This window comes from Alkalihalophilus sp. As8PL (genome assembly GCF_040939795.1).
GTDB classification, from domain to species: Bacteria; Bacillota; Bacilli; order Bacillales; family Bacillaceae_D; genus Alkalihalophilus; species Alkalihalophilus lindianensis.
In genome coordinates this window covers 224,281-243,620 of the sequence record NZ_CP162551.1, presented here as the reverse complement: position 1 = coordinate 243,620, position 19,340 = coordinate 224,281, and the positions used below count along the sequence as shown (strand labels likewise).

The window sequence follows — 19,340 nt, the reverse complement described above, 5'->3', positions numbered from 1 at the left end:
CTTAGTGTAGAAAGGGGAGATACACAGAAAATGAAACGTAGTCGTTTAATTATGCGAACGTCCATACTTGCAGTGATTGCAATCGCCCTGGCCTATACGTTTTACTCAAACTTTATAGCTGATCGTAGTGTCGCAAGAGCGGGGAATGATGCAGTAAACTTTGCATTACAAGACCTTGAAGGTGAGCGCTTTGAATTAGAAGAGTATCGAGGTCAGGGAGTATTCTTGAACTTTTGGGGCACATACTGTCCACCTTGTGTAAAAGAAATGCCAATTATGGAAGATCTATATGAGGAGTACAAAGAACAAGGTGTAGAGATTATGGCCGTCAATGTTAATGAGCCAGAGTTAACCGTAAATCAATTTGTCAATCGTCTTAATCTAACCTTCCCTATCGCGATTGATAAGGGGATGCGCGTAAGTGATGCTTATGGTATTTCACCACTGCCTACGACGATTTTGATAGATGAACATGGCGAGATTGTTAAGGTGCACACTGGTGGCATGACAGAAGGTCAAGTAAAAGAATTTCTAGAAATGATAAAACCGGGTACTTAATTGAGGTGTAAGGCATGAAGAAAGTTACCTGTGAATGTGGACACAAAAACCCGCATGGTACAGAGATTTGTGAGTCGTGCGGAAAGCCTATTGAGGAGAATTTAGAACAGAAAAAACTTCTTGATATGAGGTATGAAGGTGTAGCAAGACGTTCACAAACATACACAACAACAATTATTGATAAAATATGGATGTTTTTTTCTTCAGTAAAAGTGGGGATATGGCTAATTGTTTTAACCTTATTAGCTTCAGCACTCGGAACATTATTTCCGCAAGAAATGTACATTCCTCCAACAGCCAATCCATCCATTTACTATGCTGAAGAGTATGGATATTTAGGTGAGATTTATTATTTATTAGGTCTTCATAATTTGTATAGCTCATGGTGGTACATGCTTTTAGTGGCAGGACTTGGAGTTTCTTTAATTATTGCCAGCCTTGACCGCGTAGTACCTTTGCACCGTGCTTTGAAAACACAACGAGTGACCCGTCATACCAATTTTATGAAGCGTCAACGTGTTTTTGGAACTTCGTCCATCTCACAAGAGGAAGTAGATTCGACGTTTAGTAAAGTGCGTGAGAGACTAGAAGCAAATAAGTACAAGATCTCTGAAGAAAATGGAAATTTTGTAGCGGAAAAAGGACGTTTCGCAAGATGGGGTCCTTATGTTAATCACATTGGACTAATCCTATTTTTAATTGGATGTATGCTTCGCTATTTTCCTGGAATGTACATCGATGAGCATGTGTGGATCCGTGAAGGAGATCAGGTAGTTGTTCCTGGAACGGATGGACAATATTATATTGCAAATGATCGATTCCTATTAGAGTTTTATGATGAAAATGATGAAATATTCGGTGAGGCTATCGAACGTTCAGGAAGTCCGGTTGTTAAAAATTTCCAAACGGATGCAAGGTTATATGAGCGAACGGACGCTGATACGGTAGGGGATCTTGGAGAGTTAGTAGAAGTTGCTGAACACCCAATTCGGGTGAACTTCCCAATGAGCCATGATGGGTTTAATTTCTATCAACTTGATTATAAGCTAAATGAATTAAAAACAATGAGTTTTACACTTGAAAATAAAGAAACCGGAGATACTTTCGGTCGAATGGATATTGATCTGTATGATCCTGAGCCTAGCTATGATTTAGGTGATGGGCACGAGGTAATCATTCGTGATTATTTCCCTGATTATTTTTTGAATAATGATGATGTCCCTTCAACTCGTTCGAAAATACCAGATAATCCAGTCTTTATTTTTGAAATGATTACACCAGAGACACCGGAGGGAGAAGTTAGTTTTGTAGGAATTCGTCAAAACCTTGAACCACTTGGTGAAAATGATTATAAAATGACCTTTGTTGATGTCGAAACTAATAATGTAACGGCCCTTGGAGTGAGAAAAGATCGTACATTGCCTATACTCATTGCAGGTGGAGTTATATTTATGATCGGGTTAATTCAAGGATCATACTGGGCACATCGCCGTATATGGGTTCAACGAATTAGTGGTGATGTATGGATTGCTGGTCACACGAATAAGAACTGGCTAACCTTACGTAAAGATATTGATGAAGCGATCAAAGAAACTAATTTAAAGTCTCCTCTCGATCAAGTTGAGGAAAAAGAGAAAGAAGTAGAAGTTCCAAATCAAACTAATAAGAACGAAGATTAGCAAGGAGGGTAAAAAATGGCAGCTTTAAGCGGAAATTTATTATACGTTGCCTTTTTCCTCTATCTTGCCGCGACAATTACCTTTGCTGTTTCAGTAACCGGTAGAAAATGGCGTGACAAGGCAGGAGAAATGACTGGGAATAAATGGGGATTTATTGGATATCTATTATCTGTTGCAGCATCCTTATTTGCAATAGGCTATTTTATTACAAGATGGGTTCATGCAGGACATGCTCCGGTTAGTAACATGTTTGAATATATGACCTTCCTTGGGATTGCGATTGGACTGGCCTTTAATGTTATTTATGCAATTTATCGCTCAAATGTCCTGGGGATGTTTACTTTACCAATCGTTATGTTGATTGTAGCCTATGCCTCATTATTTCCAAGAGAAGTAGAACCATTGATTCCAGCTCTTCAAAGTAGTTGGTTAACGATTCACGTTATCACAGTTGCCCTAGGGCAAGGTGTTTTATCAATTGGTATGGCAGCTGGTCTAGTGTATCTAGTCCGGACATTAGATTTTACTAAAGCAAACAAACGAACACGTGCTTTTGAATTTGTCATGTATTCTCTAATTAGTTTAGTAGGCTTCATTTTAATCGGGTATCTCTTTAATGCGATGAATTATGAAGCTACATTCAATTATGTGAATGAACAAGATGTAGAAACACAAATGGAATATAATCTTCCACCTCTTGTAGGACCAAATGAAGGTGAATTAATCACTGAAAATCGGATGGAGCCATTTTTTAATGCACCAGCTATCATTCGTAGTAACGACTTAAATACAGTGATCTGGTCATTGATCTCGGGTCTCATTTTATATGTCGCTCTACGATTGATTTTACGCAAGCGCATTGGTGGGGCAATACAGCCGTTATTAAAAGGGGTTAGTCCTCAAGCGGTTGATGAAGTAAGTTATCGTGCGATTGCAATAGGCTTCCCAATTTTCGCACTTGGTGGATTAATCTTTGCGATGATTTGGGCACAAATTGCTTGGTCTCGTTTCTGGGGTTGGGACCCTAAAGAAGTATGGGCTCTGGTTACATTTTTATTTTATGCAGCGTATCTACATCTTCGCTTATCAAGAGGATGGCAAGGAGAGCGTTCAGCTTGGTTATGTGTAATTGGATTTGCAATTATTATGTTTAACCTTGTTTTCGTTAACTTGGTTATTGCAGGCTTGCATTCATACGCATAAGCGATTTAGACCCTCGATGATTTGCGAGGGTCTTTCTTTATGTTTACTTAATTAAACCATGATATTTTATTTTTTATCATTGGTCATGCTACACTTAAAGGAATGAATCTTATTTACATAATAGGAGGTTTCATACATATGGAAAAAGAAGCAAAGATATTAGTGGTTGATGATGAGGATCGTATTCGCAGGCTCCTAAAGATGTATTTGGAAAGAGAAAAATATGAAGTGGAAGAAGCTGAGAATGGTGAACAAGCTTTAAGTTTGGCGCTTGAGGTAGATTATGACTTGATTTTACTTGATATTATGATGCCTGGCATGGATGGAATTGAAGTATGCCAAGAATTACGTAAAACTAAAGCGACACCAGTGATGATGTTAACAGCTAAAGGAGAAGAAGCTAATCGGGTTCAAGGATTTGAAGTCGGAACGGATGATTATATTGTAAAGCCATTTAGCCCACGTGAAGTAGTATTACGTGTAAAAGCTCTTTTACGACGTTCTTCTACAACGAAATTTTTACAAACGGATACTCAAACAAAAGATGTGATTGTTTTTCAACATTTAACAATTGATAATGATGCTCACCGCGTATCTGTTGATGGTGATGAAATTAGTTTAACACCTAAAGAGTATGAATTGCTTCATTATTTAGCCCAATCACCGGATAAGGTCTTTTCACGTGAACAACTGTTAAAAGATGTATGGAATTATGATTTCTTCGGAGATCTTAGAACAGTTGACACTCATATTAAAAGATTGCGTGAAAAATTAAACCGTATATCTCCTGAAGCAGCGGCAATGATTTCAACTGTATGGGGAGTTGGATACAAGTTTGAGGCACAGAAAGAATAATGTTGTGGCGAAGCGTAGTAGGGAAGCTATGGTTTACGATATTATTACTTGTTTCGGTTGTTTTAACGATTTTGATGGTCTTGCTTCTTCAATCATTTGAACGTTTTCATGTGAACGAAGCAGAATCACAACTAGTGAATCATGCCAATATGATTGCAGCAATTTTTGATGGGTACGATGAACAAGACGATGCGCTTAGAACAATCTCTCAATATGGTTCATCCTTTGAAACACATGCGCTCATTTTTGTGGAGGGAACGAAAGTTTGGGGAACGAATAATGCCGCTAATGATGACATTTATGCGCAACTATTTATGACCAATCCAACATTGAGTGAAGTTTTTAACGGGGAGCAAGTAGTTGCAACGGAAGGTGACTTTCCTTTTCAAGAAGACGGAGAACTCGGTCGCACAGAAATGATGGTTGTAGGAGTCCCACTTCAACCAACAGAACTAGATAATAGTGCTGTTTTTCTATACCAATCATTGTCTGCGATAGAAGAAACGTCAAATGAAACGAAAAGAATAGTTTATTTTTCAGCAGGAATTGCTATTGTATTAACGACTATTTTTACCTTTTTCTTATCTACAAGAATAACAGCACCTCTTCGGAAAATGAGACAAGTTGCTCTAGAAGTTGCGCAAGGTCAGTTTAAAACCAAGGTTCCTATTCTAACCCACGATGAAATCGGTCAACTGGCGATGGCTTTTAATCGAATGGGACGTGAATTAAACCGGAATATTCATGCCCTTAATCAAGAAAAGGAGCAACTTTCCAGAATTCTAGTAAGTATGGCAGATGGAGTTATTACGTTAGACCGTAAAGGTAAGCTTGTTGTCACAAATCCTCCAGCTGAGCGATTTATGCAGTCGTGGTTTTATGAACAAGGTGTTACTGAAGATGCCTCTGAATTACCACAAGCGGTTCAACAACTTTTTCAACGAGTCGTTTCAGTCGAAAAAGAACAAATGATAGAAATTGATGTTCAAGGTAGAAGCTGGGCTATTTTAATGACACCGCTCTACGATAGAGAGTATGTACGGGGAGCTGTGGCTGTTATTCGTGATATGACAGAAGAACGTCGCCATGATAAATTACGTAAAGATTTTATTGCGAATGTGTCTCACGAATTGCGTACTCCGGTTTCCATGTTACAAGGATACAGTGAAGCCATTATTGATGACATAGCTGGTTCTGAGGAAGATAAAAAAGAGTTTGCTAAAATTATTTATGATGAATCATTACGTATGGGGCGTCTCGTCAACGAACTACTTGATTTAGCTAGAATGGAAGCTGGTCATATAGAGCTTCATAAAGAAAAAGTAGATCAGCGGGCTTTTACAGATCGAATTGTGCGTAAGTTTCAAGGTTATGCAAAAGAGCAAGGTGTGACGTTAGTGTTAGACATTAAAGGAGATGATCAGCAGGTCGCATTTGATCCTGATCGAATTGAACAGGTTCTTACTAATCTCATTCATAATGCTATTAGGCACACAAGTGAAAATGGGAAGGTAACATTGAAGGTAAGACCATTTGAACAAGGCATCAAATTGGATGTTATTGATACAGGTTCTGGTATACCGGAAGAAGATTTACCATATGTATTTGAACGTTTCTATAAGGCTGATAAAGCGCGGACTCGTGGTCGTGGGGGTACAGGCTTAGGGCTTGCTATTGCAAAAAATATTGTCGATGCTCATAAAGGACAAATTTCAGTTCATAGCAAAATGGATGAAGGTACGACATTTTCCTTCTTTCTTCCTTCCTTGTTAACCGACGAAGACGAAATATCTCGATAAATCTTGTTTCATCTGAAACATTTCTTAGATGGCAGTAACCAATTGGTTGCTGCCATCTTTTTAGTCGATAAATGATTAGTATCCTAATAGTATTCTTATGGTAAATCATTTAAATTGATTAAATTATTTTGAGTTGATACAATAATAAAGGAATTTTTAATTAGGAGGCTAACTAATGTCGTTGAGGCAACTGGATAATAGAGTTGGCTATCATATTGGTCTGGTAGCTCATCAAATTCATAATCAATATAATCAAAAGTTAGCAGAGTTTGAGTTAACTGTAGCTCAAGCAAGAGTACTCTATTTACTAGCCTATTATGGAGCTCAAACTCAAGTTGAACTTCAAAAAAGGTTATTTGTTAAAGGCTCGACAATGAATGGCGTCATTGATTCGCTATTGAAAAAAGATTTTATTAAAAAAGTAAATAGTGATGTCGATAAACGTGCAAAGTATATTCATCTATCGAGCAAGGGAGAAGCGATCGAAGGAGAGCTTTGGGAGGAAATGAATCATCTTGAATCAAACTTAATGATTGGCTTTTCAGATGAAGAAAAAGCCTTGCTTTTATCGTGGTTAAAAAAAGTAGAAGGAAATATTCAATGCGAGTCACTAAAGAAAGAGGATAGACGAGAGGAAGAATAATAATGGAACAAAAGAAACAAAGTGAGAAGCTAGGTACGGAATCCATTCCAAAGCTTTTACGAGATTTGTCGGTCCCGGCCATGATTGGGATGTTTGTGATGGCTTTATATAATGTCGTCGATACGATCTTTATTTCTTATGGAGTAGGAATCGATGCAGTTGCGGGTGTTACGATTGCTTTTCCTGTCATGATGATTATTATGGCCGTGTCAGCAGCAATGGGAATCGGAGGAGCTTCGGTTATTTCAAGGCGTTTAGGAGAAAAACGAGATAATGAAGCCAACCAAGTGTTTGGAACGATTATTTCGATCATTATACTAATCAGTATTATTGGTGTGATAGCATCCTTTACCTTTTTAGAAGAGATGTTGATTCTATTTGGAGCAAGTCCTGATATTCTTCCTTATGCAGTGGAGTACATGTTTCCAATTATGCTAGGAACATTTTTCTTTTCTTTTGCGTTTGCGACAAATAATATTGTTAGATCAGAAGGAAACGCTAAATTTGCGATGATGACGATGATTATTCCAGCCGTCATTAATATCATTTTAGATCCAATTTTTATCTTTGGATTAAATATGGGCGTCCAAGGCGCGGCCGTAGCTACCGTCATATCACAGGCTGCAGTCACAGTTGTCATTTTAAGATATTATCTAACAGGAAAAAGCTCACTCACACTAAAGTTGAGTGATCTAATGATTAAATGGAGTATTGTAAAAGAAGTGGTATCAGTCGGCCTACCTGCATTTGTTCAACAAGCATCAGGGAGTATTATGATGATTGCTATTAATACGATGCTGATTCAATACGGAAGTGATCTGTATGTTGGGATTTTTGGAATCATCCAACGAATCCTTATGTTCGCAGTCATGCCTATTATCGGGGTGATGCAAGGCATGATGCCGATTGTGGGGTACAACTATGGGGCAAAGCAATATGAACGCATGCGAGAAACGATATGGCTAACATTAAAAGTGGTCGTTATCTCGTCTATAGGGATCTTTTTAATGATGATGATTTTCCCAGCATTGTTCATGAGAGTCTTTACAGCTGATCCAGAAGTGATTGAAGCTGGAGCTAGTGCAATGCGGATTTTATTTCTAGCATTCTTTGTAGTCGGTGTTCAAGTGGTCGCTGGAGGATTGTATCAAGCACTGGGGAAACCGAAGCCAGCCTTGATTTTGTCGCTTTCTAGACAAATCTTATTCCTTATTCCGCTCGTTTTAATTTTGCCTCAATTCTTTGGGTTAAGCGGGGTATGGATTGCGTTTCCGATTGCCGACGTCCTATCATTTATTTTAGCTAGTATTTTATTGTATCGTGATCGAGATACGATTTTGGTGAAGGGGGAGGAAGAACTAAATCAGATAGAAGTAGTCACTCTAACCAATTAATAGGAAAAGAAAAAGAGTAAAAACCGTTTATTAAACAGTTTTTACTCTTTTTATTAACTCCATTATTTATTAGTAGGCATCTCTAATGCTAATTCTGCTTTTTTCATATCATGGTCTACTTGCTCCTCAATGTCATAAGCGTGATACATCTCATTCTCAATCATGTATGTGGCTACTTGATGATGAAGATCAATAGCTTCATCTAACTGCTTTTTTAAGATTTTATGAACTTTTGGGCTTGCTGTCTCAGTAATTGCTACAGCATAACTTCTAACAGCTGCTTTTGAAGTTACTAAGAGGTCTGTAGCAATTACTTCATCATTTATTAACTCTTTGTTATTAATTTTATCTAAAATACTAGCCATATTAATGCCTCCCTTATTTTACTTCATTTAAAATAGTACTTAATTCTTCGATTGCTTTTTGAGATGTTTTAGCATCTTTATCAAGTAATTCTTTTAACTTGTTATCCGAAGCGAGCCCTTGCATCATAGAAGATTTAGCTGCGCTTGCAGATTTAATGGTGAGGATCTCGTGAACTTCCAAGATCTCATGAGTTGCATAGTTTGTATTTTTCACGGTCAGTACCTCCTGTATTTTTTAAGATTGTATTATATTGAATACCACACTCTTAAAAATTAAAACATCATGATAAAAAAGGGAGATATAGTTGGTCTAAGAAAATAAGTTGTAATAAGGTTCTATAAAGTTTTTCAATTCCCTAAAAATTTTCGAAAAATACTGTCGAATAGCATGGATTCATGTATAATAAAGATACTTATCAATCTTATATAGCGCACATCTAGGTCACTCAATGTATCGTGAGTGATAATAGGGAAGTTGGTGTAATTCCAACACGGTCCCGCCACTGTAAATGCTAGATTGTTTCACTGTTCCACTGTCACTTATGATGGGAAGGAGAAACAATTGGTAAGCATGAGTCAGGAGACCTGCCTAGATGTTAGTTGTGAAACCTTCGAGGAAAAGGGGAAGCGGTCTAACATACTCATATGCATTGGATGATAGAGTAAGTTTAGTACTACTTTTATGTAAGCACTCCTCGTACTGGGGTGCTTTTTTGTGTTGTTAGATTCCAAAACCTTTTTTGTTCGACGCAGTAGCTAGAGAGAGAATAAGTACTATTACATATTTGGGAGAGTGTCGTATGTTTAAAAAGTGGAATGTGTTAGTGGCAGCTATGATGGTAGCATTAATCATCACAGCATGTGGAGAAAGTGAAGGGACAGAGGAAGTAGAACCAAATATTGAACAGGGTGAAGCAACAACGGAGGAAGGAAATGAGGAAAGCGCCGATGGTACAGCAACCGATGATTTTCCACGTACCGTAACCGATGCTTTAGGGGATGAAGTGACAATTGATGAAAAGCCAGAGAGAATGATTTCATTGATTCCAAGTATTACAGAAACTCTTTATTCACTTGATCAAGGTGATAATGTAGTAGGAAGAACAGATTGGGATAACTACCCTGAGGAAGTTCTTGAGGTTGAGAGTGTAGGGGATATGACATTTGATGTAGAACGAGTGTTATCTTTGCAGCCTGACCTTGTTTTATCACATGAGTCAAATGCCCATAGTTCTGAAGAAGGATTAGAACAAATTCGTTCCGCTGGGATTCCGGTTGTAGTTATTAATGATGCTACTTCCATTGATGCTGTGTACGAGGCAATTACTCTTATCGGAGAAGCATCTGGTGCCGACGAGCAAGCAGAAAATACAGTAGAAGAAATGAAGGAACGCTTTGCAGCCGTTGAAGAGAAAGCTTCTGAAATTAGTGAAGAAGAAAGAGTAAGCGTATGGATTGAAGTGTCTGATGAATTGTATACAGCAGGGAGTAATACATTTATTGACGAAATGCTTTCAATGATCAACGCAGATAACATTGCCAATACAGAAGATGGTTGGCCTCAATTTACAGAAGAAGAGGTTGTAACTTTGAATCCTGAAGTAATCATTACTACATATGGTTATTATGTCGAAGATGCTGATGAGAAAATTAAGGATAGAGCAGCTTGGCAAGATGTTGAAGCTGTTGTGAATGATCGTATTTATGATGTTCAATCAGATGAAGTAACTAGATCTGGCCCACGTCTTATTAAAGGAGTAGAAGAACTTGCGTCAGTCATTTATCCAGAGGTATTTGGCGAATAATCACTTTATTGCTTATACGTCAGTTATACTTTTTTGTGCATTCGCTTTAATTATAAGTATTGGAAAGGGAAGCGTAGAGCTTCCCTTCTCTACGGTTATTTTAATTGTTTTAACAGAAGGTTTACATATTCCTTTGGGTGTTGAATTAGACCCAATGCATATAAACATCGTGATGGAGATCAGGCTTCCACGCACGTTACTTGCGATGATGGTAGGGGCATGCTTAGCGGTAGCAGGCGCAGCATTCCAAGGTTTTTTAAAAAACCCCTTAGCTGATCCATACACATTAGGTGTCTCTTCAGGTGCAGCAGTAGGAGCAGTTGTGGTATTGTTTTTTGGGTTAAGCTTGCCTTTAGTTGGCCGGTTTACTCTTCCATTTGTTAGTATCATAACAGGATTCTTGACTTTGTTTGTAGTTATTGGCTTTGCAAGAGTCGTTCAACGGTCGATGTCTGCAGAGACCATTATATTAGCAGGTATTATATTCAGTTCATTTTTAGGAGCTTTTATCTCTTTAATGATCTCTCTAACAGGAGATGAATTGAGACAGATTATTAATTGGTTGATGGGTAGTGTGGCGCTCAGAGGATGGTCGTATGTATGGATGATCCTCCCTTGTTTTGTAATAGGCTTTATCCTACTATTCTTTAATCGTCATGAATTGAATGCTCTAGCTTTTGGAGAGGAAACAGCTCGCCAATTGGGTGTGAACTTAAAAGTACGTAAACTAATGATTTTATTAGGGGCAACCGTTGTAACTGGTGGTGCGGTTGCTGTATCGGGGACGATTGGCTTTGTTGGGTTAGTGATCCCGCATTTAACAAGACTGATATGGGGAAGTGATCATCGTCATTTAATTCCACTATCCATGTTTGTAGGGGCCGGATTCCTAGCATTAACCGACTTAGTGGCCAGAACTTTATTAGCACCGACAGAATTACCAATCGGTGTGATAACAGCAATGATTGGTGCGCCAGTATTTGCTCTTATTTTATTAAGACAAAGAAAAATAGTTAGTTAGAGAGGAGGTAAGAGATGATTACAATTGATAATCTTACCCTGGGATATGGCGAGAAGAAAGTCATTGAATCCGTTTCGTTTGCAGTAGAGAAAGGTGAAATATTTGGCATTGTAGGACCAAATGGAAGTGGGAAAACAACTCTTCTTAAAGCGATAAGTGGAGGTCAAGATGTGAAAGAGGGTTCTATCGAAATAAATCAACGCTCTCTTGCTTCTTATCATTCAAAAGAATTAGCGAAAATCATGGCAGTTCTACCGCAACAGTCTGAAACGGCCTTTACGTATGCTGTATGGGATGTTGTCGCTCTTGGGCGATATCCTTATCAAAAAGGCTGGCTGCAAGGCTTAACCGCTGAAGATAAAGACATTATTCATAAAGCGTTAATTCAAACCGGAACTGAAGCGTTTAAAGATAAACCTCTTCAAGCTCTAAGTGGAGGAGAGCGTCAAAGGGTCCTACTTGCTCGCGCATTAGCACAGGAACCAGAAATATTATTATTAGATGAGCCAACCAACCATCTTGATGTTTCCTACCAAATGAGTTTAATGAACTCGCTCAAGCAATGGTCCCGTGATCGGAATTTAACAGTCATTGCGGTTTTACATGACTTGAATATGGCGAGTCTGTATTGCGACCGCGTCTTATTATTAGACGAGGGCCAAACGATTGCTTTAAATGAACCACGTCATGTAATGAAGACGGACCACCTTATACATGTATATAAGACGCCATTAGAATGTGGTGAGCATCCTTCCGTACCCTCTCCACTAATCACCTTTGTACCAGAACAAAATCAGGAAAATAACTTATCACCTATTGACCAACTGGCGATTGACCGAAATGAGAAATGGATTAAAGTCACAAGTCCGACGAGGTGGAAAGCTTTATCATCGGCTGTACTTGGTGCAGGTTTTAGTTGGCATAATACGTTCGTAAACAGGCATGTGCATAAAGACTATCAATGTGACGATGTTGAAGAAGAATTTAAACATTTTCTAGAAGCCCATCATGTAAGTGGAACAGATGTCCTTGGTATGATGACTGCTGCAATGCTTGAAGATGGGACGATACTTCGATCAAATGAGAAGGATATGAATCTATTAGTAATGGTTACAGCAGGGACTTCTAATGCTGTCGATGCCGCAAGAGCCCATGAACATCCGTCTTTTGTTCAGCAAATTGGAACGATCAACACATGGGTATTTATTGAAGGTAAGCTTCCCGAGTCAGCATATGTCCAAGCCTTAATGACGGTAACAGAAGCAAAAGCCAAAGCCATGCATGATGAAGAAATCATGGATGCTTCGACTCAAACAATTGCAACAGGGACCTCAACAGATAGTGTCATGATAGCTGCAACACAGGAAGGAACAAAATTTCCATATGCAGGAACGATTACACCGATTGGAAAAGTTGTAGCTAAGTTAGTTTACGATGCAACAAGAGAAGCGATTGTTCGAAATAAAAGAAGGAGAGGCTTATGATTGTTCTCTATCATTTACTTTCAATCACGCTTGCAGTTGTGATCGACCGTATCTTAGGTGATCCACGTTCTCTTCCTCATCCCGTCGTTGGTATGGGAAGAGTTATTACATTTTTTGAGAGAAGACTCAATCACGGTACTCATAAGTATTTAAAAGGGTGGCTTATGATGCTGGTCTTGTTATCACTAAGTGGAGGTTTTGCTTTTATACTCATCTATATTGCTTTTTCCATCCATGTCGCACTTGGTATTTTCATTGAAGCGTGGATCATTTCAACGACCATTGCAACAAAGGGGTTAAAAAAAGCAGCCATTGATGTGGAAGAGCCTCTTTTGGAAGGTCGTTTAATAGATGCAAGAAGGCAACTTTCGTATATTGTTGGACGTGATACGAGTGAATTAGATGAAGAAGAAATCAGCCGTGCTACAATTGAAACCGTTGCTGAAAATACGAGCGATGGAATTACGGCCCCGTTATTTTATGCGCTAATAGGAGGTGCTCCATTAGCAATGATCTATCGAGCAGTTAATACTGGAGATTCAATGGTGGGATACCTCAACGATCGATACAGAGAGTTTGGGTATGCTGCAGCAAAGTTGGACGATGCTTTGAACTTTATCCCTAGTAGACTAAGTGGGATCGTGATGATTGCATGTAACCAACCGCATCTAAAACGTACGAAGCGTCAATGTTTGAACGTGCTCTTCCGTGATGCAAAGAAACATCCTAGTCCAAATAGTGGGTGGGGGGAGGCTGCGATGGCTGCCATCCTTGCGATTCAACTTGGAGGTAGAAATATGTACTTTGGCGAAGTTTCAAATCGAGCAAAAATGGGTGATCCTCTTATTCCGATTAATGTTCACCATATTTCAGTAGCAACAGAAGTGATGACACGTACGGTGTATCGTTTCACCATTTTGTTATGGATGATTGGTGGTGTGTGGATTGTCATTACCTAATCATGGTGCAAACCCCAAACATTTAACAAAAGCGTTAGGCATTACATATGAAGAAGACTCCATTGACTTTAGTGTGAATACCAATCCACTAGGAGTTACAAAAGCGGCTTCCCTACAGATTGACCAGCTTCAATCTGCCATTCAGAATTACCCTGAACCTTATGCTGAAACACTTTCGAGAGCGCTTTCAGAGAAGTTGAATGTAAATGATAATGAAGTAATTGTTGGAAACGGAGCAGCTGAATTAATCTTTCATTTAGCTCATCTTTACCAAGGGAAACGAGTACTGATTGTTGAACCAACCTTTTCAGAATACCGTGATGCGTGTCATGCTAACGATTGCTACATTGATTCACTTGTATTGCATGAACCATGGAAATTATCCATTACGGATTTGGAAGGTCGTTTGGAGAGTTTTGATCTACTATTTATTTGCTCCCCGAATAATCCAACTGGAACAAGCTATTCAATCAATGAAATGAAAGTGATCATTGAATGTGCAAAAAGAAATGGAACAAAAGTGGTCATTGATGAAGCTTTTTATGATTTTCAACTTTCGAAGCAATCCATTCTAAACCAAGGAGTGGACTTAAATGACATTATTATTTTGCGTTCGATGACTAAGATGTATGGAATTGCCGGGGTTCGCCTAGGCTACTTGATTGCAGATAAAGTAACTATTTCTAAGATAAAGCAGTTTCAACCGCCTTGGAGTGTAAACGGGCTTGCTCAAAAAATAGGACTTCAGCTCCTAAATGATGAGCCTTTTGTTGAAATGTCGACTATATATCTTGCTAAAGAACGTAGACGGGTGAAAAAAGAGCTAGAACAAATAGATTTTTGCATCTCTGATTCAGTGGTTAATTTTTATTTGCTTTCGGAACCGGCTAAACAAGATTTACGGCCGCTTTTAGAGTTTCTTATTCAGCATGGGGTCATTCCTAGACACACCTATTCGTTTAATGGGCTAGATGGGGCTTATATTCGATTGGCTGTAAAAAAAGAAGAGGAAAACAACCAGCTCCTTAATGTTTTAAAGATGTGGAGAGAGAAATGTTAATCTTTATTACGGGCGGAGTTAGAAGTGGAAAAAGCACTTATGCAGAGAAGCGAGCAGTAAAGCTGCATGATCAATTACATACAAACTTATATTATGTGGCAACAGGCAAAGTCGAAGATGATGAAATGAAAGAAAGAGTAAAGCAACATCAGCATCAACGACAGCAATCATCAAATCACTGGAACGTCATAGAGAAGAATAAGGATCTTCATGAGTTAGTAGAGGAATTTGGACCGAATGAGGTCGTGTTAATCGATTGCTTAACGACACTCCTAACAAATGAGTGGTTTTCTGGGTGGAAGGATGATCCAAAACAATGGAGTGACGAGACATTTCAGCAAGCACTCTTATTAAAATTACAATCGTTGTTATTGCAGCTTGCTAGTGCTCAATGGATAACCATCCTCGTAACAAATGAAGTGAGTTATGAGTCACATGTAGACGAGCTAACGAATAGCTACAAAAAATTTCTCGGATTCCTTCATCAATATGCTGTCACTCTTTCAACTGAAGCAATTTTAGTCGAGTCAGGAATACCCATTACAATGAAAGGAAGTGAATCTTTTGAGAGGAGTCATGATTCAAGGAACAGCCTCTGATGTTGGAAAGAGTGTAATTTGTACAGCCTTATGTCGGATCCTCGCAAGAAAAGGAATACGTGTTACGCCTTTTAAATCTCAAAATATGTCTAATAACTCCTATGTGACGATTAATAATGAAGAGATTGGTCGGGCACAGGGTATTCAAGCGGAAGCTGCTAAAGTCGAAGCGACCGTCTTTATGAATCCAATTCTTCTAAAACCAACGAATGATAGGCAGGCAGAAGTGGTTCATTTAGGAAAAAGAGTTCAAACACTATCAGGCAAAGGGTACCGTGATACTTTTTATGAAACCGGGATAAAAACCATTCATTCTTCGCTTCAAAAGCTCGAACAAGAGTATGAATTTATCGTAATTGAAGGGGCAGGAAGTCCGGTTGAAATGAACTTAAATGATCGAGAGTTAGTTAATATGAAAGTGGCTGAAATGGCAAATGTCCCCGTTATACTTGTTGCGGATATTGACCGTGGAGGAGTGTTTGCTAGTCTAGTAGGAACGATGCAATTACTTGAACCGCATGATCGAAGTCGTGTCATTGGGGTCGTCATTAATAAATTTCGTGGAGACCCAAGCTTATTTGAACGAGGAATAGAGTGGATTGAAGAATATTTGAATGTACCGGTTTTGGCCGTATTACCTTATATGAATGACATAAGGATTGAAGCAGAAGATTCATTAGCGTTAGCTCATTATAAAAATAAAGAAAAGAATGATCAACCCTCTTTAGACATTGCCGTGATCGACCTTCCATATGTATCAAACCATACTGACTTGGAACCATTCCTAGTTGAAGAGGACGTCTCGCTTCGTTTTGTATCAATAGGAGAAAAATTTGGGAAACCTGATGCGGTCATCTTACCAGGTACAAAAAGTACAATCGATGCACTTACATGGATGAATGACACTAATCTCACATATGAAGTGCAAAGGTACATAGAAGACGGAGGAACCATCGTTGGAATTTGTGGAGGCTATCAATTATTAGGTGAGACAATTATAGATGAGGCAGGATCTGACACGGGAGTCAAAGGTAAAAAAAGTAAAGGTTTAGGTCTGCTCGCATTGGAAACCAAGTTTAAAGATTTGAAAACAACCGTCAGATCGTCAGGGAACCTGTTGTACCCTTCAAATTTGCATAACTCTGCTATAAAAGGTTATGAAATTCATTTGGGACAAACAAGATTATTAGATAACACGATAACATCATTTATGAAGCTTAATGGGAGGGATGAAGGGGTGTATGCTCAGGAAGGGCATATCATTGGAACGTATCTTCATCATCTCTTTTTTCATGATGAATGGAGGAATAGATGGCTTAATCGTCTAAGAGTGAAGCGGGGGTTAGCATCTAAGCCTACACTCTCTTATATGTCAAAGCAAGAAAATGCCTACGATGAACTAGCTGATGCTGTGATAAAAAAGTGGGATTGTGATCAGTTATTAGAACTAATCGATAAGTGGGAGAGGCAAAAAGATGATTGAATGGATTAAAAATAGTGTGAAAGGCTGCCTGCTATCTTTTCAATTGCTCACCACTATTCCCATTCGAGTGCAGGTAGGGTGGAATGAACGTCTTGCTAAGTTATCAGTATGCTTTTACCCATTTACAGGGCTCGTTTTAGGAGGACTGTTAAGTATGCAAGCTTATGTGTTACTTAACTTCACCTCAATTTCCGTTTTAATGATTACAGCATGGTTAATAACGTTTACATTTCTTTACTCAGGTGGATTGCATCTTGATGGGTGGGCAGATTTTAGCGATGCCATTTTTTCAAGACAATCTTTGGAAAGAAAGCTTGAAATTATGAAAGATTCTAGAGTCGGTGCATTCGGTGTTCTCTCCCTTTTAGTTCTAATTGGGTGGAAGTTTTTATTTGTGTATGAAATTCTTCAATCTTCTCATAATCTGTTTTGGTTCTTGCTTGTCCCATTTTTATCACGGCTTGTGATGGGTGGACAAATTGTAGTAGGAAAGTTTGCTAAAAATGAGGGTATGGCGATTGCTTTAAAGCCGGCTCAGACGACTTCGGTTAAATGGGTATATGCACTTTGGATTGTAGCTACATGTGTTCTGACATCGATGTATGATCCTGCTTCTATTATTATCATTATGATGACAGGTTTCTTTTTTGTCAGTTGGCTTCATTTTAGTTACAAGCAAATAAAAGGCATAACTGGAGATACAGTTGGTGCAGCAACTGAAGGGAGTGAGACCTTTTTATGGGGAATAATTTGGATGTTATCCTCATTCGGCATGGTTTAACACAGTATAATGCAGAAAAGCGTTACCTTGGTCATCATGATCTTCCTTTAATAGACGCCGGTCTCAATCAAATGGAAGGTCTTCAACGTCTGTGTCGTACTCATAGAGTCGATCAAGTGTTTACGAGTGATCTAAAACGTTGTCTACAAACAGCAGCTATTGTTTTCCCAACGGAAGAACCACTTCTCGTTCCACTATTGCGTGAATATCAATTTGGTGATTTTGAAGGTTATCGCTATGAAGATTTATGTAATCAAACTCTTTATCAAAAGTGGTTACAGCATCCAGAATATATCACGCCTCCGAATGCAGAGACTTATCAGGAATTTACTGAAAGAGTGGGAGAAGGTTTTAACCATTGTCTCAACGTTGCATGTACAAATGAGCACACCAAGATTGCGCTTGTTACACATGGAGGGGTGATTAGGTATTTACTAAGTGAGTATGCACCCATTGTAAAGCCTTTCACTGAATGGGAAGCGAAAATTGGAAGTGTTTATCGTTTAAATGGACATGCATCCAAATTAAGGAGGGGAGAACGATTCACTTCATTACAGGTGGAGCCTATCACGGAAAAAACGATTGGCTTCGTAGACAATTGATAAAGTACGAATATTCTAATGTAAGGTGGTATAATGGCTATACTGACTATACTGACGAAAACGTAACGATAGATCTCTCTTCAACCACAGGAGGAGTATTTATTATTTATGGACTTGAGCAGGTCGTTAAACGGTTCATAAATGGTAATGAAATTGAGCATGCAAGAAACGAATTTAATACATGGCTTAATCAATTAATGAGTTGGGAATCACAATCTATAGAAAATCATCTCTATTTGATAGGGTGTGACATTGGCAAGGGAATTGTACCAATTGAAGCGTTTCAGAGAGAATGGCGTGATCTTGTTGGCTGGTGTTATCAAGATATCGTAAAAAATGCTACTAAGGTATCTTTGATTTGGTATGGAATTGAACAAGAATTAAAAAATGAGGAGGAAGACAAATGAAGCTATATACAAGAACGGGCGATGAAGGTAAAACGAGTGTGATTGGTGGCCGTCTTTCCAAAGATGATATACGTGTTGAGGCTTATGGAACAACCGATGAATTAAATAGCTTTGTTGGTCAAGCTGTTACTCAGCTTGATAAGGAGTTATTTTCAGATATTCTAGCTGAACTAGAGAAAATTCAACATGAGCTCTTTGATTGTGGGGGGGATCTCGCAATGTTAAAAGTGAGTGAAGAACGTCCCTATAAAGCAAAGCAAGACATCGTTGATTTTCTAGAAGAGCGCATCGATGTCTATATTAAAGAAGCACCAGAACTAGAACGATTTATTTTGCCAGGGGGCTCCTCTGCCGCAGCTACATTACATGTATGTAGAACGGTCACAAGGAGAGCTGAACGCTTAGCAACTAGGCTTCAACAAGAAGCGCAAACGAATCCAATTGTTCTTAAATATTTAAATCGACTTTCAGATTATTTCTTTGCTATTGCACGAGTAGTCAATGCAAGATTACAGGTGAAGGATGTTGAATATGAGCGAAGCGCACTAGTCTTTCGTGGAGGAAAACGCAAAGAAGATAAATGATAAAAAACACGAGGAGTGATGACTCCTCGTGTTTTTCCTTTATTTAGAAATTTTTATAT

At 38.6% G+C, this 19,340-nt stretch carries 20 protein-coding genes and 1 riboswitch; of the genes, 18 read left to right on the top strand and 2 right to left on the bottom strand.

Translation table 11 applies throughout. The features are described 5' to 3' along the window. Nucleotides 1–30: 30 nt before the first annotated feature. From resA to AB3N04_RS02460, 7 genes are all read left to right on the top strand, one after another. Nucleotides 31–558, top strand: a complete 528-nt coding sequence (gene resA, locus AB3N04_RS02490) for a thiol-disulfide oxidoreductase ResA (protein WP_368504574.1) — start codon at nt 31–33, stop codon at nt 556–558. A 14-nt stretch (nt 559–572) separates the two neighbouring features. Beyond that, a complete protein-coding gene (locus AB3N04_RS02485) occupies nt 573–2,237 on the top strand; it encodes a cytochrome c biogenesis protein ResB (RefSeq protein WP_368504573.1) in 1,665 nt (554 codons plus the stop codon). 15 nt (nt 2,238–2,252) lie between these two features. Further along, nucleotides 2,253–3,440 (top strand): c-type cytochrome biogenesis protein CcsB, encoded by a 1,188-nt coding sequence (ccsB, locus tag AB3N04_RS02480; RefSeq protein WP_368504572.1) that lies wholly within the window; start codon nt 2,253–2,255, stop codon nt 3,438–3,440. Nucleotides 3,441–3,578: 138 nt separating this feature from the next. Further along, entirely contained in the window at nt 3,579–4,295 is a 717-nt protein-coding gene (locus AB3N04_RS02475) for a response regulator (protein ID WP_368504571.1), read from the top strand. Further along, on the top strand, nt 4,295–6,094 hold the full coding sequence (locus AB3N04_RS02470) for an ATP-binding protein (protein WP_368504570.1): 1,800 nt from the start codon (nt 4,295–4,297) through the stop codon (nt 6,092–6,094). Before AB3N04_RS02475 ends, AB3N04_RS02470 begins: the two co-directional genes overlap by 1 nt. A 175-nt stretch (nt 6,095–6,269) precedes the next feature. Next, nucleotides 6,270–6,737, top strand: coding sequence for a MarR family winged helix-turn-helix transcriptional regulator (locus AB3N04_RS02465; RefSeq protein ID WP_368504568.1), 468 nt, complete (start codon nt 6,270–6,272; stop codon nt 6,735–6,737). A gap of 2 nt (nt 6,738–6,739) precedes the next feature. Beyond that, nucleotides 6,740–8,131 carry an MATE family efflux transporter gene (locus AB3N04_RS02460; protein ID WP_368504567.1) on the top strand — a complete coding sequence of 464 codons (1,392 nt, stop codon included), beginning with the start codon at nt 6,740–6,742 and terminating at the stop codon, nt 8,129–8,131. Nucleotides 8,132–8,193: 62 nt separating this feature from the next. Here AB3N04_RS02460 and AB3N04_RS02455 read toward each other — a convergent pair whose 3' ends face one another. Both AB3N04_RS02455 and AB3N04_RS02450 read right to left on the bottom strand, forming a co-directional pair. Beyond that, entirely contained in the window at nt 8,194–8,496 is a 303-nt protein-coding gene (locus tag AB3N04_RS02455) for a spore coat protein (RefSeq protein WP_368504566.1), read from the bottom strand. Between the two features lie 13 nt (nt 8,497–8,509). Continuing rightward, a complete protein-coding gene (locus tag AB3N04_RS02450) occupies nt 8,510–8,710 on the bottom strand; it encodes a hypothetical protein (protein WP_368504565.1) in 201 nt (66 codons plus the stop codon). Nucleotides 8,711–8,918: 208 nt separating this feature from the next. After that, nucleotides 8,919–9,104: riboswitch (cobalamin riboswitch) on the top strand. Between the two features lie 192 nt (nt 9,105–9,296). Here AB3N04_RS02450 and AB3N04_RS02445 point away from each other — a divergent pair. Genes AB3N04_RS02445 through AB3N04_RS02395 form a run of 11 tightly spaced genes read left to right on the top strand, consistent with a single transcriptional unit; the run spans nt 9,297 to nt 19,281 of the window. Then, nucleotides 9,297–10,301, top strand: a complete 1,005-nt coding sequence (locus AB3N04_RS02445) for an ABC transporter substrate-binding protein (RefSeq protein ID WP_368504564.1) — start codon at nt 9,297–9,299, stop codon at nt 10,299–10,301. Beyond that, nucleotides 10,264–11,322, top strand: a complete 1,059-nt coding sequence (locus tag AB3N04_RS02440; RefSeq protein WP_368504563.1) for a FecCD family ABC transporter permease — start codon at nt 10,264–10,266, stop codon at nt 11,320–11,322. Before AB3N04_RS02445 ends, AB3N04_RS02440 begins: the two co-directional genes overlap by 38 nt. A 14-nt stretch (nt 11,323–11,336) precedes the next feature. Next, nucleotides 11,337–12,806, top strand: coding sequence for an adenosylcobinamide amidohydrolase (locus AB3N04_RS02435; protein ID WP_368504562.1), 1,470 nt, complete (start codon nt 11,337–11,339; stop codon nt 12,804–12,806). Beyond that, nucleotides 12,803–13,765: an adenosylcobinamide-phosphate synthase CbiB gene (gene cbiB, locus AB3N04_RS02430; protein WP_368504561.1), complete on the top strand. Its 963-nt coding sequence runs from the start codon at nt 12,803–12,805 to the stop codon at nt 13,763–13,765. The genes AB3N04_RS02435 and cbiB overlap by 4 nt, the downstream gene beginning before the upstream one ends. Beyond that, on the top strand, nt 13,752–14,825 hold the full coding sequence (gene cobD / locus AB3N04_RS02425) for a threonine-phosphate decarboxylase CobD (protein ID WP_368504560.1): 1,074 nt from the start codon (nt 13,752–13,754) through the stop codon (nt 14,823–14,825). Before cbiB ends, cobD begins: the two co-directional genes overlap by 14 nt. Then, nucleotides 14,819–15,424 (top strand): bifunctional adenosylcobinamide kinase/adenosylcobinamide-phosphate guanylyltransferase, encoded by a 606-nt coding sequence (locus tag AB3N04_RS02420; RefSeq protein ID WP_368504559.1) that lies wholly within the window; start codon nt 14,819–14,821, stop codon nt 15,422–15,424. Before cobD ends, AB3N04_RS02420 begins: the two co-directional genes overlap by 7 nt. Further along, entirely contained in the window at nt 15,402–16,907 is a 1,506-nt protein-coding gene (locus tag AB3N04_RS02415; RefSeq protein ID WP_368504558.1) for a cobyric acid synthase, read from the top strand. Before AB3N04_RS02420 ends, AB3N04_RS02415 begins: the two co-directional genes overlap by 23 nt. Then, nucleotides 16,900–17,688, top strand: a complete 789-nt coding sequence (locus AB3N04_RS02410; RefSeq protein WP_368504557.1) for an adenosylcobinamide-GDP ribazoletransferase — start codon at nt 16,900–16,902, stop codon at nt 17,686–17,688. The genes AB3N04_RS02415 and AB3N04_RS02410 overlap by 8 nt, the downstream gene beginning before the upstream one ends. Next, nucleotides 17,646–18,290 carry a histidine phosphatase family protein gene (locus tag AB3N04_RS02405; RefSeq protein ID WP_368504556.1) on the top strand — a complete coding sequence of 215 codons (645 nt, stop codon included), beginning with the start codon at nt 17,646–17,648 and terminating at the stop codon, nt 18,288–18,290. Before AB3N04_RS02410 ends, AB3N04_RS02405 begins: the two co-directional genes overlap by 43 nt. Further along, a complete protein-coding gene (locus AB3N04_RS02400) occupies nt 18,287–18,697 on the top strand; it encodes a bifunctional adenosylcobinamide kinase/adenosylcobinamide-phosphate guanylyltransferase (RefSeq protein WP_368504555.1) in 411 nt (136 codons plus the stop codon). Before AB3N04_RS02405 ends, AB3N04_RS02400 begins: the two co-directional genes overlap by 4 nt. Then, nucleotides 18,694–19,281 (top strand): cob(I)yrinic acid a,c-diamide adenosyltransferase, encoded by a 588-nt coding sequence (locus tag AB3N04_RS02395; RefSeq protein ID WP_368504554.1) that lies wholly within the window; start codon nt 18,694–18,696, stop codon nt 19,279–19,281. The genes AB3N04_RS02400 and AB3N04_RS02395 overlap by 4 nt, the downstream gene beginning before the upstream one ends. Nucleotides 19,282–19,340: the final 59 nt, after the last annotated feature.